The organism is Terrabacter sp. R4-6 (genome assembly GCF_057529065.1).
In genome coordinates this window covers 3,318,355-3,332,390 of sequence record NZ_CP197224.1, presented here as the reverse complement: position 1 = coordinate 3,332,390, position 14,036 = coordinate 3,318,355, and the positions used below count along the sequence as shown (strand labels likewise).

The following is a 14,036-nucleotide window of genomic DNA, read 5'->3' as shown; positions in this document are numbered from 1 at the left end:
AAAGGCCACAAACCGGGGCGACGGCGCCCTCCGGGGCGCTCGTGGGCCCCGGTTTGTGGCCTTTCGACGGTTGAGGGTGTGGTCGGTCATGAGGTCAGCACCACCCCGACGGCGGTGAGGGCCAGCTGGAAGAGGGCCATCGGCACGAGCCACACCCAGGCGAGGCGCTGGAGCTGGTCCTCGCGCATGCGCGGCCACGACACGCGCAGCCAGATGACGACGACCGCGACGAGGAAGCCCTTGACCACGGTCCAGAGCCAGCCGAGCCACTGCTCGAAGGGCCCGGACCAGCCGCCGAGGTAGAGCACGGCGAAGAGCAGCGACATGACGACGATGCCGGCGTACTCGGCGAGCAGGAAGAAGGCGAAGCGCAGACCGGTGTACTCGGTGAAGGCGCCGAAGACGATCTCGGAGTCGGCGAGCGGCATGTCGAAGGGCGGGCGCTGCAGCTCGGCGAGGGCCGCGACGAGGAAGACGACCGCACCGGGGAGCTGCCACAGCAGCCACCACGGGTTCCACGCCTCGGCGATGGAGACGAGCGAGAGGCTGCCCGCGGCGAGCGCGACCGAGGCGACCGCGAGCACCATCGGCAGCTCGTAGGACACGAGCTGCGCGGCGGCGCGCATCGCGCCGAGCAGGGAGTACTTGTTGGCCGAGGCCCACCCGGCCATGAGGGTGCCGATGATGCCGACCCCGATGACGGCGAGGACGAGCACGACGCTCGCGTCGACGTCGGCCCCGACGACCCGGGGCGACAGCGGGATGACCGCGAGCGCCACGAGGTAGGGGATGAGCGCGACGAACGGGGCGAGGCGGAAGACCCACCGGTCGGCCCGCGCCGGGGTGATGTCCTCCTTCTGGACGAACTTCACCCCGTCGGCGACGAGCTGCGCCCACCCGTGGAAGCCGCCGGCGTACATCGGCCCGAGCCGGCCCTGCATGTGGGCCATGACCTTGTGCTCGGTCTGGCCGACGAGCAGCGGCAGCACGAGGAAGGCCGCGAGCACCGCGACAGCGCGCAGCACGACCTCGAGCCACGGAGCGAGGTCGCTCATCGCGGCCCCCACTCCGGGCCGGGGACGCCGGGCGCCTGGACACGCCGACGGCCGGGCGCGCGGGCGGAGTCGTGGCCCTCGCCGGGCTCCTTGGCGCCGGGCCAGGCCTTGCTGGCGCGGGCCGCGAGGACGAAGGACTTGCGCAGCGGCGTGCCCTCGAAGCCGTCGGGCAGCAGGAGCGGGCGCAGGCCGAGGCCGCTGCCGTCGTCGAAGCCGTCGAAGTCGATGCCGAACATCTCGTGGGTCTCGCGCTCGTGCCACGCCGCGCCGCGGAAGATCCCCGTCAGCGACGGGACGGGCAGCCCCTCGGGGACTCGGGTGCGCAGCAGGACCGACGTCAGCGCGCCGGGCTCGCGCGTGTCGAGCAGGTGGCAGACGACGTCGAAGCCCGCGTCGTCGCCCTCGCGGTCGGTCTCGTCGACGGCCGTCAGCCAGTCGAAGTACGCGTAGCCCTCCTCACGGAGCGAGAGCACCGTGCTCGACCACTCCCCGAAGGGCACGTCGCGCACGTCGGTGACCCTCACCGGCCGTCCTCCCCCGGCTTCGCACCACGGCGCAGGAGGGGACGGCGGAGGTCACCGGCGCTGCCGACGCGCGTGCCGGCATACCTCCCCTTGAGCTTCTGCGTCGACAGTCGCTCGGTCGCGATCTGCTCCTGCAGGCGGATGATGCCGTGCAGCAGCGCCTCGGGGCGCGGCGGGCAGCCGGGGACGTAGACGTCGACGGGGACGATCTGGTCGACGCCCTTCGTCACGGAGTACGAGTCCCAGTAGGGACCACCGGAGTTGGAGCAGGCGCCGAAGGAGATGACGTACTTCGGCTCGGGCATCTGGTCGTAGAGGCGGCGGATCGCCGGGGCCATCTTGTCGGTGACGGTGCCCGAGACGACCATGAGGTCGGCCTGGCGCGGACCCGGGGCGAAGGGGATGACGCCGAGCCGGATGAAGTCGTGGCGGCCCATCGACGCGGCGATGAACTCGATGGCGCAGCAGGCGAGCCCGAAGTTGAAGACCCACAGCGAGTAGCGCCGGCCCCAGTTGAGCACGACCTTGATCGGCTTGGGAGCGTGGGCGCCGAGGACGCCCATCGACGCCGGCCCGATGGTCGGCATCGGCAGGCTGACGGGCCGGCTGGTGGGCTGGCTGGTGGGCTGGCTGGTGGGCTCCTCCATCACACCCACCTCAGCAGGCCGCGGCGGCCCGCGTGGGCCAGGCCGAGCACGATGACGCCGATGAAGATGCCCATCTCGACGAGGCTCGCGCGACCGAGGTCGGCGTCCCGGATGACGGTCGCCCACGGGAAGAGGTAGATCGCGTCGACGGCGAAGATGACGTAGAGGAAGGAGAAGACGAAGTAGCGGACCTTCGTCTGGGCCCAGCCCTCGCCGACCGGGTCGACGCCCGACTCGTACGTCGTCAGCTTGGCTGCGTGCGGGGCGCGCGGGGCGAGGAGCCGTCGCACGACCATCGCCGCCGTGACGAGCAGGACGCCCGCCCCCAGCACCGCTGCGACGGCCACGTACCCGGACATGACGGCCAGCCTATCCATGCCGGTACGCGAGTGGCGCGGTCCCCGTGACCGGCTTCCCGTGGCTAGGCTCGGGCCCCATGTCGGTCAGGGGTGATGTGACGGGGGCGGCGCGTGTCCGCCTGCCGCTGCGGGTGCTTCCCGTGTGGGCTGCCGGGGTGCTCGCGCTCCTCGCCGGCACCGCGTGGCCGTGGCTCGCCCTGACCGCGTGGGTCCAGCGGGGCGGCCCGTGGTTCTGGTGCTTCGCGCTCGGCTGCCTCGCCCCCGTCGCCGCGACCTACCTGCGCTTCGGCGACGAGCGGGCGGTGCGCGCGGTACGCGGCATCCACGTCCCCACCGAGGAGCGCGAGCAGGTGCTGCAGGCCGCGCTGGCCCGCGAGGGGCTCGGCGACGTCCTCGTCTGGGAGGGCGCCCTCGACGACGACGCGCCCATCGGCCTGGCCGGCTACGGCCGCCGCCACGTCGTCGTCCCCGTGGGCGTCGACGTCGAGCCGTCGCAGCTCGCCCGGGCCGCACGGGACGACTACGCCACCGGACGCCCGTGGGTGCGGCCGGTGGCCACCTTCTGGCGGTCGACGCTGCACGGGCCGGTCGACCTCGCCGTGGGTGTGGCCCGCCGGGCGCTGCGCCTGCGCCTCCGGGACGAGCCGCGCGCCGACGACGGCACGGGGCCGGTGCTCGACGGCAGCCGCGCCGTGGCGCCGCTCGAGTCGATCCGCGCCTTCGTCGCCGCCCCGCTCACCGGGTGCGTCGTCGCCATGGCGACGGCCGCAGCCGTCGGCGCCGACCGCTTCGGGGTCGACCCCGACGGCCCCTGGCTCACGGTGGCCGCCTACGCCATCCTCTCCGGCCTCGTCTGGCTCGCCCTGCTCGTCCAGCCCCGCACCTGGCGCGAGTTCGACGTGCCCGGCGCGGTCCCGACGCCGGACGCACCGCGGTGGAAGGGCACCGAGGACGCACGCGTGCTGCGTCGCAACCACGCGGTCGTCGCCGGGCGCCGGAGCCTCGTCGACCTCTTCGGCCCGTTCACGTCGTGGTTCGTCGCGAGCCTCTGGATCCTCTCCGTGCCGCTCGGGCTCGCCGAGCGCTTCGGCTAGGTCCGGGAAGCGACCAGGCCCTACCAGGTGACCTACGTCGTGCTCGCCGTGCCCGCGATCGCGCTCGGCATCACCGCGTTCCGGTCGGCGTGGGGCCTGCGCCGGGGCAGCCCCCATGCCGTCCTCGCCTCCGGCGCGGTCTACGTGCTGGTCACCGGCCTGACCCCGCTGCTCATGTGGATCGTCGCCCGCGCCGGCATCCTTGACGAGTCCTCCCCGGTGGCCCTCGTCGTCTGGGCCGCCGCCCTGACGACCCTGCTGGCGGTCGGCCTCGGTGGGCTCGCCCGGCACCTGCTCGGCCGGCTCGCGCGACGCACCTGACGGCACACGCCCTCGGTCGGAGGCCGTGCGGGCCCGACGGCTGGGTCCGCGTCCTGACCGCCACGCCTGTCCACGTGATGGCAACCTGCGCAAATGTGCTCGGAGGGCGACATAGCATGGAAGTTGCCCGCCGCACAGGGCCCCGGGCAGTGAATCGTATGGAAGTTCGAGGACGTCGCAGAGCATGAGCGCCAAACTGGTCCAGAAGCTCGATCGCGTGGTCATCCGATTCGCCGGGGACTCCGGTGACGGCATGCAGCTCACCGGCGACAGGTTCACGTCGCAGACGGCGCTGCTCGGCAACGACCTGTCGACGCTGCCGAACTTCCCCGCCGAGATCCGGGCGCCCCAGGGCACGCTGCCCGGGGTCTCGAGCTTCCAGCTGCACTTCGCCGACCACAACGTGCTGACACCGGGTGACGCCCCCGACGTCCTCGTCGCGATGAACCCCGCCGCCCTCAAGGCCAACCTACGCGACCTGCCGCGCGGCGCCGCGATCATCGTCAACACCGACGAGTTCACCAAGCGCAACCTCTCCAAGGTCGGCTACGTCGAGAGCCCCCTCGAGGACGGCTCCCTGGAGAGCTACGACGTGCACCCCGTCGCGCTGACGTCGATCGCCGTCGAGGCCCTGGCGTCGTTCACCGACCTGACCCGCAAGGAGAAGGAGCGCGCGAAGAACATGTTCGCGCTCGGCCTCCTCTCCTGGCTCTACACGCGTCCGATGGACGGCACCGAGGCGTTCCTCAAGAGCAAGTTCGCCGACAAGCCCGAGATCCTCGAGGCCAACCTCGCCGCCCTGCGCGCGGGCTTCAACTACGGCGAGACGACCGAGGACTTCGCCGTCGCCTACGAGGTCGCCCCGGCCACGATGCCCGCCGGCACCTACCGCAACGTCACCGGCAACGTGGCGCTGTCGCTCGGCCTCGTCGCCGCCGCGCACCGCGCGCACCTGCCGCTCTTCCTCGGCAGCTACCCCATCACTCCCGCGTCCGACATCCTCCACACCCTCGCCGGCCTCAAGCGCTACGGCGTCGCGACGATGCAGGCCGAGGACGAGATCGCCGGCGTCGGCGCCGCCCTCGGCGCGTCCTTCGGTGGGGCGCTCGGGGTCACGACGACGTCGGGTCCCGGCCTCGCGCTCAAGGCCGAGACGATCGGCCTGGCCGTGTCGCTCGAGCTGCCGCTCATCGTCTGCGACATCCAGCGCGGCGGTCCGTCGACCGGCCTGCCGACCAAGACCGAGCAGGCCGACCTCCTCCAGGCCCTCTTCGGCCGCAACGGCGAGTCGCCCGTGGCCGTCGTGGCGCCCGCGACGCCGGCCGACTGCTTCGACATCGCCGTCGAGGCCGTGCGCATCGCGACGACCTACCGGACCCCGGTCATCGTCCTGTCCGACGGCTACCTCGCCAACGGCTCCGAGCCGTGGCGGCTCCCGCGCACGGCCGAGCTGCCCGACATCGCCGTGGAGTTCGCGACCGAGCCGAACGCGGTGGACGACAAGGGCCAGCCGACCTTCCACCCGTACCTCCGCGACCCCGAGACCCTCGCGCGGCCGTGGGCGATCCCGGGCACGCCCGGCCTCGAGCACCGCGTCGGCGGCATCGAGAAGGCCGACGTCACGGGCAACATCTCCTACGACCCCGACAACCACGACCACATGACGCGCCTGCGCCAGGCCAAGATCGACGGGATCGCCGACACCATCGGCGCGCTCGAGGTCGACGACCCGTCCGGCGACGCCGACGTGCTCGTCCTCGGCTGGGGCTCGACGTTCGGCCCCGTCGCGGCGGCCGTACGCCTCGCGCGGGCCACCGGGGCCCGCGTCGCCCAGGCGCACCTGCGCCACCTCAACCCGTTCCCCGCCAACACCGGCGACGTGCTCCGCTCCTACCAGCGCGTCATCGTGCCCGAGATGAACCTCGGCCAGCTCGCGATGCTGCTGCGGGCGAAGTACCTCGTCGACATCGAGTCGCACACCTCGGTGCGCGGCCTGCCGTTCCAGGCGGGCGAGCTCGCCGACGTCATCGCCACCGCCGTGGCGTCCGTCTCGGACGTGCCCCTGAAGGAGGCCGCCAAGTGACCATCGAACTGGGTATGCCGTCCAGCGGGCCAGGCGCCCCCGGCGCCCTCGGCACCACCGGTGTCCCGCGCCTCACCGACGGCACCGCGCTGACGAAGAAGGACTTCACGTCCGACCAGGAGGTGCGCTGGTGCCCCGGGTGCGGTGACTACGCGATCCTCGCCGCCGTGCAGGGCTTCCTGCCCGAGCTCGGGCTCAAGCGCGAGAACATCGTCTTCGTCTCGGGCATCGGGTGCAGCTCGCGCTTCCCGTACTACCTCGACACCTACGGCATGCACTCGATCCACGGACGAGCGCCCGCGATCGCGACGGGGCTCGCCGCCACGCGCGAGGACCTCTCGGTGTGGGTCGTCACCGGTGACGGCGACGCGCTCTCGATCGGCGGCAACCACCTCATCCACGCGCTGCGCCGCAACGTCAACCTCAAGATCCTGCTCTTCAACAACGAGATCTACGGCCTGACCAAGGGGCAGTACTCCCCCACCTCCCACGTCGGCCAGGTGACGAAGTCGACGCCGCTCGGCTCGCTCGACACGCCCTTCAACCCGGTGTCGCTCGCGCTCGGCGCCGAGGCGAGCTTCGTGGCCCGCACCATGGACTCCGACCGTCAGCACCTGACCGGGGTGCTGCGCGCCGCGGCCGAGCACCGCGGTTCGGCGCTCGTCGAGATCTACCAGAACTGCCCGATCTTCAACGACGGCGTATTCGACGTCCTCAAGGACCGCACCGAGGCGGCCGCCCGCATCCTGCACCTCGCCGACGGTGAGGAGGTCGGGACGGCTGAGACGGTCGTCGTGCGCGACGACCGCGGTTCGCTGGCCGTCGTGCCGCGGGCCGAGGCAGACCCGGCCCGCATCGTGCGCCACGACGTCTCGGCGGCCGACCCGTCCGCGGCGTTCGCGCTCTCGCGGCTCGACAGCCCCGAGCTCGGGCACGTCCCGATGGGTGTCTTCCGCAACGTGCAGCGTCCGACCTACGACGACTCCCTGCGCGAGCAGATCGCCTCCGCCCGCACGGGTGAGGTCACCGACGCCGACATCGACGCCCTGCTCGCCGGTCGGGACACCTGGACCGTGGGGGCGTGACCGCCCGCGAGACCGCTCCGTCCGTCGCGCCCAGCGAGTCCGTCCCGCTCGGGTCGGGGTCGACGGTGCCCCACGGCGAGGTCGGGCGGGGCACCCTGCTCGGCTTCGCGGCCTACGGCCTCTGGGGGCTCTTCCCGCTCTACTTCGACGCGCTCAAGCCCGCCGGGCCGTGGGAGATCCTCGCCCACCGCATCCTCTGGACGCTGCTCTTCTGCGTCGTCGTGCTGCTCGTCGTGCGCGACCTCGGCTGGATCCGCCCGCTCCTGCGACGGCCCCGGCTGCTCGCCGGCACGGCGGTCGCGGCAGTGCTCATCGCGGTCAACTGGGTCGTCTACGTCGCGGCCGTCACCTCGGGCAACACGTCCGAGGCCGCGCTCGGCTACTTCCTCAACCCCCTCGTCACGGTGGCGCTCGGCGTCGTCGTGCTCGGTGAGCGCCTACGCGTCCTGCAGTGGGTGGCCGTCGGCATCGGCGTCGTCGCCGGCGTCTACCTCGGGGTGTCCGGCGGACGCGTGCCGTGGGTGGCGCTGACGCTCGCCGTGTCCTTCGCGCTCTACGGGCTGACGAAGAAGAAGGTCGGGGTCAGCCTCGACGCCATCCACGGGCTCACCGTCGAGACGGTCGTGCTCGCGCCGGTCGCGGTCGTGCTGCTGCTCGTCGTCGGTGCGCAGGGCGGCCTCGAGTTCGGCCTGCACGGTGGGGTGCACACCTCGCTGCTCGTCCTGTCGGGCCTCGTCACCGCCGTGCCGCTGCTGTGCTTCGCCGCCGCCGCCCGGCGCATCCCGCTCGTGTCGATCGGGCTCATCCAGTTCATCACCCCGGTCATGCAGCTGCTCTGCGCCGTCGTGCTGCTCGACGAGCACATGCCGCGCGAGCGGTGGATCGGCTTCGGCATCGTCTGGCTCGCGCTCATCGTCCTCACGGTCGACTCGCTCGTCAGCCTGCGCGGTGCGCGCGCCGCGAGACGCGACCTGCCCGTCGACGACTGCCCGCGCTGAAGCCCCGGTCGCCGCGCCTGCGGTGACAGACTGCCGGTGTGAGCGACGTCGTCCTGGCCTCCCGCACCGGCCGTTTCGTCATCGCGGCCGCCGTGCTCGGCTCGGGCATGGCCCTGCTCGACGGGACCGTGGTCAACGTCGCCCTCGTCCGGATCGGCGAGGAGCTCGGCGCGAGCCTCGCGGAGCTGCAGTGGATCACCAACGGCTACCTGCTCGCGCTCGCCTCGCTCATCCTGCTCGGCGGCTCGCTCGGTGACCGCTTCGGACGACGCCGGGTCTTCGTCATCGGGGTCGTGTGGTTCACCATCGCCTCCGCCGCGTGCGGACTCGCCCAGACACCGGTCCAGCTCATCGTCGCCCGGGTGCTCCAGGGCGTCGGTGGCGCACTGCTGACGCCGGGCAGCCTCTCGATGATCCAGGCGTCCTTCCGTCCCGACGACCGGGGCAAGGCCATCGGCACGTGGTCCGGGCTCGGTGGCATCGCGGCGGCCCTCGGCCCCTTCGTCGGCGGGTGGCTCGTGCAGTACGCCAGCTGGCGGTGGGCCTTCCTCGTCAACCTGCCGCTCGGTGCCGCGACCGTCTGGATCGCACAGCTGCACGTCCCCGAGACGCGGGACGAGCGGGCCGACCACCGGTTCGACGTGACCGGCGCGGTGCTGGCGACGCTCGCCCTCGGGACGACGACCTTCGCCCTCATCCAGCACGAGACGCTCGGACCTGCGGCGGCGGTGGGCTTGGGTCTCGTGGGCCTCGCCATCGGTGCGGTCTTCGTCGTCGTCGAGCGCCGCACCTCGCACCCGATGGTCCCGCCGGCCCTCTTCGCGTCACGCCAGTTCAGCGCGGCCAACGCGATGACCCTGCTCGTCTATGCCGCCCTGGGGGCCGTCTTCTTCTTCCTCACCCTCCAGCTCCAGACCGTGCTCGGCTACGGCCCGCTGCTCGCCGGCATGGCCTCGCTCCCGGTGACCGTGCTCATGCTCCTCTTCGCCGCACGGGGCGGGGAGCTCGCCTCGCGCATCGGGCCGCGCCTGCCGATGACCGTGGGCCCGGTCGTGTGCGGGGTCGGCGCCCTGCTGCTGTCGGGCGTGGGCACGGGCTCGACCTACTGGACCGGCGTCCTGCCCGGCATCTCCGTCTTCGGCCTCGGGCTCACCCTGCTCGTCGCGCCGCTGACGGCGACGGTCCTCGCCGCGGCGCCCGACCGCTACGCCGGTGTGGCCAGCGGCGTCAACAACGCCGTCGCCCGTGCGGGCAGTCTCCTCGCCGTCGCGGCGCTGCCGGCCGTCGTGGGGCTCAGTGGCTCGGACTACGCCGTCCCGGAAGCGTTCTCGTCGGCCTACCGGACGGCGATGCTCATCTGCGCCGGGCTGCTCGGGGCCGGCGGTGTCGTGTCGTGGCTGCTCATCCGCAACCCGACGCGTGCGCCGTCCGGCCCGGGCGCGACGGGCGCCGAGCGGGACGGCGAGGCGGTCACGGTGGGCACGGTGGGCACGACACGGCATACGCCGGCGGTGCCGGCCGGGTGGTCGTGCGCCGGCTCCGAGGGGTGTCCGGGAACGGCGCACCACCACGACGAGCCGTCCACCGCTCGCACGACCCCCTGACCCACCCCCGCCGGTTCCCGCGCCGCGGCCCCCGAACCGTCACCATCCGAGCCCTACCCCACCGGTTCCCGCGCCGCGGCCCCCGAACCGTCGCGCTGCCGCGCGGGCGGGGCTGGCGCATGATGGGGGCATGAGCGACGTGGCAGGGCAGGGCTTCCGGACCGAGCACGACTCGATGGGCGACGTGCAGGTGCCCGCCGACGCGTTGTGGGGCGCGCAGACCGCGCGGGCCGTCGAGAACTTCCCGATCAGCGGGCAGCCGGTGCCGCCGGGCGTCGTCCACGCCCTCGCCCGGCTCAAGGCCGCCGCCGCAGACGTCAACGCCGAGCTCGGCGTCCTCGACGCCGACCGGGCCCGGGCCATCTCGACCGCAGCCGGCGAGGTCGCGGACGGCGCCCACGACGACGAGTTCCCGATCGACGTCTTCCAGACCGGCTCCGGCACGTCGACCAACATGAACGTCAACGAGGTCGTGGCACGGATCGCACATCTCGCGAGCGACCTCGACGTCCACCCCAACGACCACGTCAACGCGGGCCAGTCGAGCAACGACACCTTCCCGAGCGCCCTGCGGATCGCGGCGACGACGGCCAGCGTCCTCGACCTCGTGCCGGCCCTCGAGCACCTGGCGCTCGCACTCGGTCGCAAGGAGGCCGAGTTCGCCGATGTCGTCAAGGCCGGACGCACCCATCTCATGGACGCCGTGCCCGTGACGCTCGGCCAGGAGTTCGGTGGCTACCGGCGGCAGATCGAGCTCGGGGCTAGCCGGGTGCGCACCGCCGCCGAGGCGACGAGCGAGCTGCCCCTCGGTGGCACGGCCGCGGGCACCGGCCTCAACGCGGCACCGGGCTTTGCCCGCAGGGTGATCGAGCGCGTGTCGGGCGTCACCGGCATCCCGTTCCGCGAGGCGGCGAACCACTTCGAGGCGCAGTCGGCGCAGGACGCCGTCGTCGAGCTGTCCGGGGCGCTCAAGGTCGTGGCCGTGAGCCTGACGAAGATCTGCAACGACCTGCGTTGGATGAGCTCCGGGCCCCGCACCGGCCTCGGCGAGATCCACCTGCCCGACCTGCAGCCAGGGTCGAGCATCATGCCCGGCAAGGTCAACCCGGTCGTGCCCGAGGCGACCCTCATGGCGTGCGCGCAGGTCATCGGCAACGACGTCACCATCACCACGGCCGGGGCCGCGGGCAACTTCGAGCTCAACGTCATGCTGCCGGTCATGGCCAAGAACGTCCTCGAGTCGATCGGGCTGCTCGCCTCGACGAGCCGGCTCCTCGCCGACCGGTGCATCGACGGCATCACCGCCGAGGTCGAGCACGCGCGGGCCCTCGCCGAGGGCTCACCCTCGATCGTCACCCCGCTCAACCGGTACCTCGGCTACGAGGCGGCGGCAGGCGTGGTCAAGCAGGCCGTCAAGGAGCGCCGCACGATCCGCGACGTCGTCATCGCGCAGGGTCACGTGTCCGACGGGAAGCTCACCGAGGAGCAGCTCGACGAGGCCCTCGACGTCCTCTCGATGACCCGGCCGGACACCGGAGCCTGAGGGCACCCCAGCAACCGGCGCCGAGGACGTATGCCGTCGGGCCGGGTCGCGCCGCGGGTCAACCGAGGAACTGGCTGACCGTGAAGACGGCGCCCTGCGGGTCGCGGACGACGGCGGTGCGGGTCCAGTCGCTGTCGCCGGTGCGGACCACGGACCCGCCGAGCCGCTCGACGCGCTCGGCCGCGGCGTCACGCTCGGCGACGGTGAAGGTCACGTGCCACCCGGGCTCGGCACCCGGCGCGACGGGCACGACCCAGCCGATCGCGTCGGCGAAGCCGGGCGGGACCTGGGCTCCCGCCTGACGCTCGTGGTTGCCCGGGTCGACGGTCGACGCGAGGTGGTCGCCGTAGCCGGGCACCCGGATCATCGTCGCGAAGCCGACGTCGACGAAGTCCCAGCCGAAGGCCTGTCCGTAGAACCGCTGCGCCGAGGCCGGGTCGTCGGTGTGCAGGTCGCTGAAGTTCCAGGCACCCGGGACGTTGGTCACCTGCGAGCCGAGACGGCGCCTGGCCTCCCAGAGGCGGACCTCGAGTCCCTGCGGGTCGCGCACGACGGCCGACCGGCCCCCCTCGCCCGCCGCCGTCGGCAGGTGGACGACCACTCCCCCGGCCTGCTCGATGCGCCGGACCGCCGCGTCGCCGTCGTCGACCGCGATGTAGGTGTGCCACCGCGCCGCGCCCTCAGGACCGCCGTCGCCCGTCGGTGTCTGTGGGCCACCCAGACCTCCCACGTCGCGGCCGTCGAGCTGGGCGACGAGATAGCGGAACGGGACCCCCGGCGGGGTGGCCTCGCTGAAAGTCCACCCGAACAGCCCGCTGTAGAAGTCGGCCGCGGCGTCGACGTCGTCCTGCTCGGTGTCGACCCACGACGTCACGCCCTCGGGATAGGTCCTCTGCCCGGCGTGCTCGGTCATCGCAACTCCTCGCGGTCGGTTCCGTCCTGACCCACCGTAGGCAGGTCCGCCGACAGCCGACACCGATCCCCTCGGCGCGAAGCCCTGCGTCCGCGGCCTCGCGGTCTACCGTCGCAGGATGACCCTGGACGACGTCGACGCCTACCTCCGCACGCTCGACGGGGTCCGCGCCACGCGCACCGGCGGACACCGTGCGTGGTACGTCGACGGGCTCCTCGTGGCCCGCGCCGACGCCGCCGGCACCCTGCTCGTCCGGCTCGGTGGCCGCGACCGTGAGGAGCTCGTCACCGCCCACCCCGACACCTTCGGGGTGCCGCCACGGTGGGAGGCGCACACCAAGGTGCAGGCCGACCTCGCGGGCGACGACGACGCCATCCGGCGCTCGCTGCGCCTCGCCTGGGAGCGGCAGCGCTCGGCGCGCGCCGAGCGCTGAGCGGCCACACGGCATACGCCATCGCGCCGGCGCCGCGGCGCTCAGGCGCCGAGGACCCGCTCGAGGTAGGGGTTGGCGAACCGGCGCTGCGGGTCGACGCGGTCGCGCACCGCGAGGAAGTCGTCGAACCGCGGGTAGACGCTCCGGAGGTAGTCGGCGCCGCGCGTGTGGATCTTGCCCCAGTGCGGGCGGCCGCCGTGGTTGACGGCGATGGCCTCGAAGGCGTCGAAGTAGGCGCCCCGCCCCTGACGGTGGTACCTGTGGATCGCGATGTAGCAGCTCTGGCGCTCGTAGGCCGTCGAGAGCCAGACGTCGTCCGCGGCGGCCACGCGGCACTCGACGGGGAAGGAGATCCGCTCGTCATGGGTGTCGACCCACTCGCGCAGCTCGAGCAGCACCTCGGAGAGGCTTGCCCGCGGGAAGGCCCACTCCGACTCCATGAAACGCACCTCGCGCGCCGTGACGAAGACCTTGTGCGAGCTGTCGGTGAACTGGCGCTCGCTCAGGGCGCGTGACGCGATGGCGTTGATGCTCCTCGTCGACCGCGGCACGCGGGTGGCGACGCGGTTGGTCAGCTCGAAGAAGCGGTTGCTCAGCAGGTCGTCGTCGAGCTTCTCGCGCCAGGCGGGCAGCGGCCGACGCGCCGTGCCCTCGGGCACACGGTTGTTGCGCTTGGTCAGGGCCCGGTCGGTGTGCGGGAACCAGTAGAACTCGAAGTGGTCGTTGGCCTCGGCCGAGACGTCGGCGTGGGCCAGCACGTCCGTCAGCGACTCGGGCCGCTCGACGGCATGGAGCAGGAAGGCGGGCACGACGGCGACGGTGATCTCGGTGACGATGCCGAGCGCGCCGAGCCCGAGACGGGCGGCCTGGAAGAGCTCGGGCTCGCGCGTCGGTGAGCAGTCGACGAGCGACCCGTCGGCGAGGACGATGCGCAGCGCCCGGATGCCGGCGGACAGGCCCGTGAGGCGCAGCCCCGTGCCGTGCGTCCCGGTGCCGGTGGCGCCCGCGAGGCTCTGCCGGTCGATGTCGCCGAGGTTGGGTAGGGCGTAGCCGAACGCCTCGAGCTCCTCGTTGAGGACGTGCAGCGGGGTGCCGGCGCGCACCGTGGCCTCACCGCGCGTCGAGTCGATCGAGGTGACCCCGCTCAGGGCGCCGAGGCGCAGCTGCACCCCGTCCGTCACGGCCACGCCGGTGAACGAGTGGCCGGCGCCGATCGCCTTGACCCGCAGCCCGCGGTCCGCAGCCCGCACGACCTCCTCGACGACCTCTGCCTCGCTGCGCGGAGTCGCCACGCGCGCGAGCTTCGAGGACTCGGTGCCGGCCCAGTTGGACCAGTCGATGCTGCGTACGACGCGGCGCTTCACGCCACCCACGCTG

The 14,036-nt window shown here is 72.8% G+C and carries 14 protein-coding genes; 8 read left to right on the top strand and 6 right to left on the bottom strand.

Going from position 1 to position 14,036, the window contains the following annotated elements:
- Positions 1-86: 86 nt before the first annotated feature.
- The 4 genes from nuoH to ACSSS0_RS15580 are packed head-to-tail and all read right to left on the bottom strand — an operon-like array spanning position 87 to position 2,585.
- A complete protein-coding gene (gene nuoH, locus ACSSS0_RS15595) occupies positions 87-1,055 on the bottom strand; it encodes an NADH-quinone oxidoreductase subunit NuoH (protein ID WP_487228700.1) in 969 nt (322 codons plus the stop codon).
- Positions 1,052-1,579, bottom strand: a complete 528-nt coding sequence (locus ACSSS0_RS15590; protein WP_435987031.1) for an NADH-quinone oxidoreductase subunit C — start codon at positions 1,577-1,579, stop codon at positions 1,052-1,054. The genes nuoH and ACSSS0_RS15590 overlap by 4 nt, the downstream gene beginning before the upstream one ends.
- Positions 1,576-2,226 (bottom strand): NADH-quinone oxidoreductase subunit B, encoded by a 651-nt coding sequence (locus ACSSS0_RS15585; protein ID WP_487228699.1) that lies wholly within the window; start codon positions 2,224-2,226, stop codon positions 1,576-1,578. Before ACSSS0_RS15585 ends, ACSSS0_RS15590 begins: the two co-directional genes overlap by 4 nt.
- The gene (locus ACSSS0_RS15580; protein WP_056759823.1) at positions 2,226-2,585 is read right to left on the bottom strand and encodes an NADH-quinone oxidoreductase subunit A; all 360 of its coding nucleotides are present in this window, start codon (positions 2,583-2,585) and stop codon (positions 2,226-2,228) included. The genes ACSSS0_RS15585 and ACSSS0_RS15580 overlap by 1 nt, the downstream gene beginning before the upstream one ends.
- A 77-nt stretch (positions 2,586-2,662) precedes the next feature.
- Here ACSSS0_RS15580 and ACSSS0_RS15575 point away from each other — a divergent pair, with 77 nt between their 5' ends.
- From ACSSS0_RS15575 to ACSSS0_RS15545, 7 genes are all read left to right on the top strand, one after another.
- Positions 2,663-3,679, top strand: coding sequence for a hypothetical protein (locus ACSSS0_RS15575; RefSeq protein ID WP_487228698.1), 1,017 nt, complete (start codon positions 2,663-2,665; stop codon positions 3,677-3,679).
- 27 nt (positions 3,680-3,706) lie between these two features.
- Positions 3,707-4,000, top strand: coding sequence for a hypothetical protein (locus ACSSS0_RS15570; protein ID WP_487228697.1), 294 nt, complete (start codon positions 3,707-3,709; stop codon positions 3,998-4,000).
- A gap of 184 nt (positions 4,001-4,184) precedes the next feature.
- Positions 4,185-6,083, top strand: coding sequence for a 2-oxoacid:acceptor oxidoreductase subunit alpha (locus tag ACSSS0_RS15565; RefSeq protein WP_487228696.1), 1,899 nt, complete (start codon positions 4,185-4,187; stop codon positions 6,081-6,083).
- Complete coding sequence (locus ACSSS0_RS15560; protein WP_435987035.1) at positions 6,080-7,168, top strand: 2-oxoacid:ferredoxin oxidoreductase subunit beta; 1,089 nt, start codon at positions 6,080-6,082, stop codon at positions 7,166-7,168. Before ACSSS0_RS15565 ends, ACSSS0_RS15560 begins: the two co-directional genes overlap by 4 nt.
- Entirely contained in the window at positions 7,165-8,166 is a 1,002-nt protein-coding gene (gene rarD / locus ACSSS0_RS15555) for an EamA family transporter RarD (protein WP_487228695.1), read from the top strand. Before ACSSS0_RS15560 ends, rarD begins: the two co-directional genes overlap by 4 nt.
- Before the next feature lie 38 nt (positions 8,167-8,204).
- Positions 8,205-9,770: an MFS transporter gene (locus ACSSS0_RS15550; protein WP_487228694.1), complete on the top strand. Its 1,566-nt coding sequence runs from the start codon at positions 8,205-8,207 to the stop codon at positions 9,768-9,770.
- A gap of 130 nt (positions 9,771-9,900) precedes the next feature.
- Positions 9,901-11,313 (top strand): class II fumarate hydratase, encoded by a 1,413-nt coding sequence (locus tag ACSSS0_RS15545; protein ID WP_435987038.1) that lies wholly within the window; start codon positions 9,901-9,903, stop codon positions 11,311-11,313.
- A gap of 58 nt (positions 11,314-11,371) precedes the next feature.
- On the opposite strand, the gene ACSSS0_RS15540 is transcribed toward ACSSS0_RS15545, so the two are convergent.
- The gene (locus tag ACSSS0_RS15540; RefSeq protein WP_487228693.1) at positions 11,372-12,226 is read right to left on the bottom strand and encodes a VOC family protein; all 855 of its coding nucleotides are present in this window, start codon (positions 12,224-12,226) and stop codon (positions 11,372-11,374) included.
- A gap of 118 nt (positions 12,227-12,344) precedes the next feature.
- Between ACSSS0_RS15540 and ACSSS0_RS15535 the strand changes: the two genes are divergently transcribed.
- Positions 12,345-12,659, top strand: a complete 315-nt coding sequence (locus tag ACSSS0_RS15535) for a hypothetical protein (protein WP_487228692.1) — start codon at positions 12,345-12,347, stop codon at positions 12,657-12,659.
- A gap of 41 nt (positions 12,660-12,700) precedes the next feature.
- On the opposite strand, the gene ACSSS0_RS15530 is transcribed toward ACSSS0_RS15535, so the two are convergent.
- Complete coding sequence (locus ACSSS0_RS15530) at positions 12,701-14,032, bottom strand: D-arabinono-1,4-lactone oxidase (RefSeq protein WP_487228691.1); 1,332 nt, start codon at positions 14,030-14,032, stop codon at positions 12,701-12,703.
- Positions 14,033-14,036 lie beyond the last annotated feature (4 nt).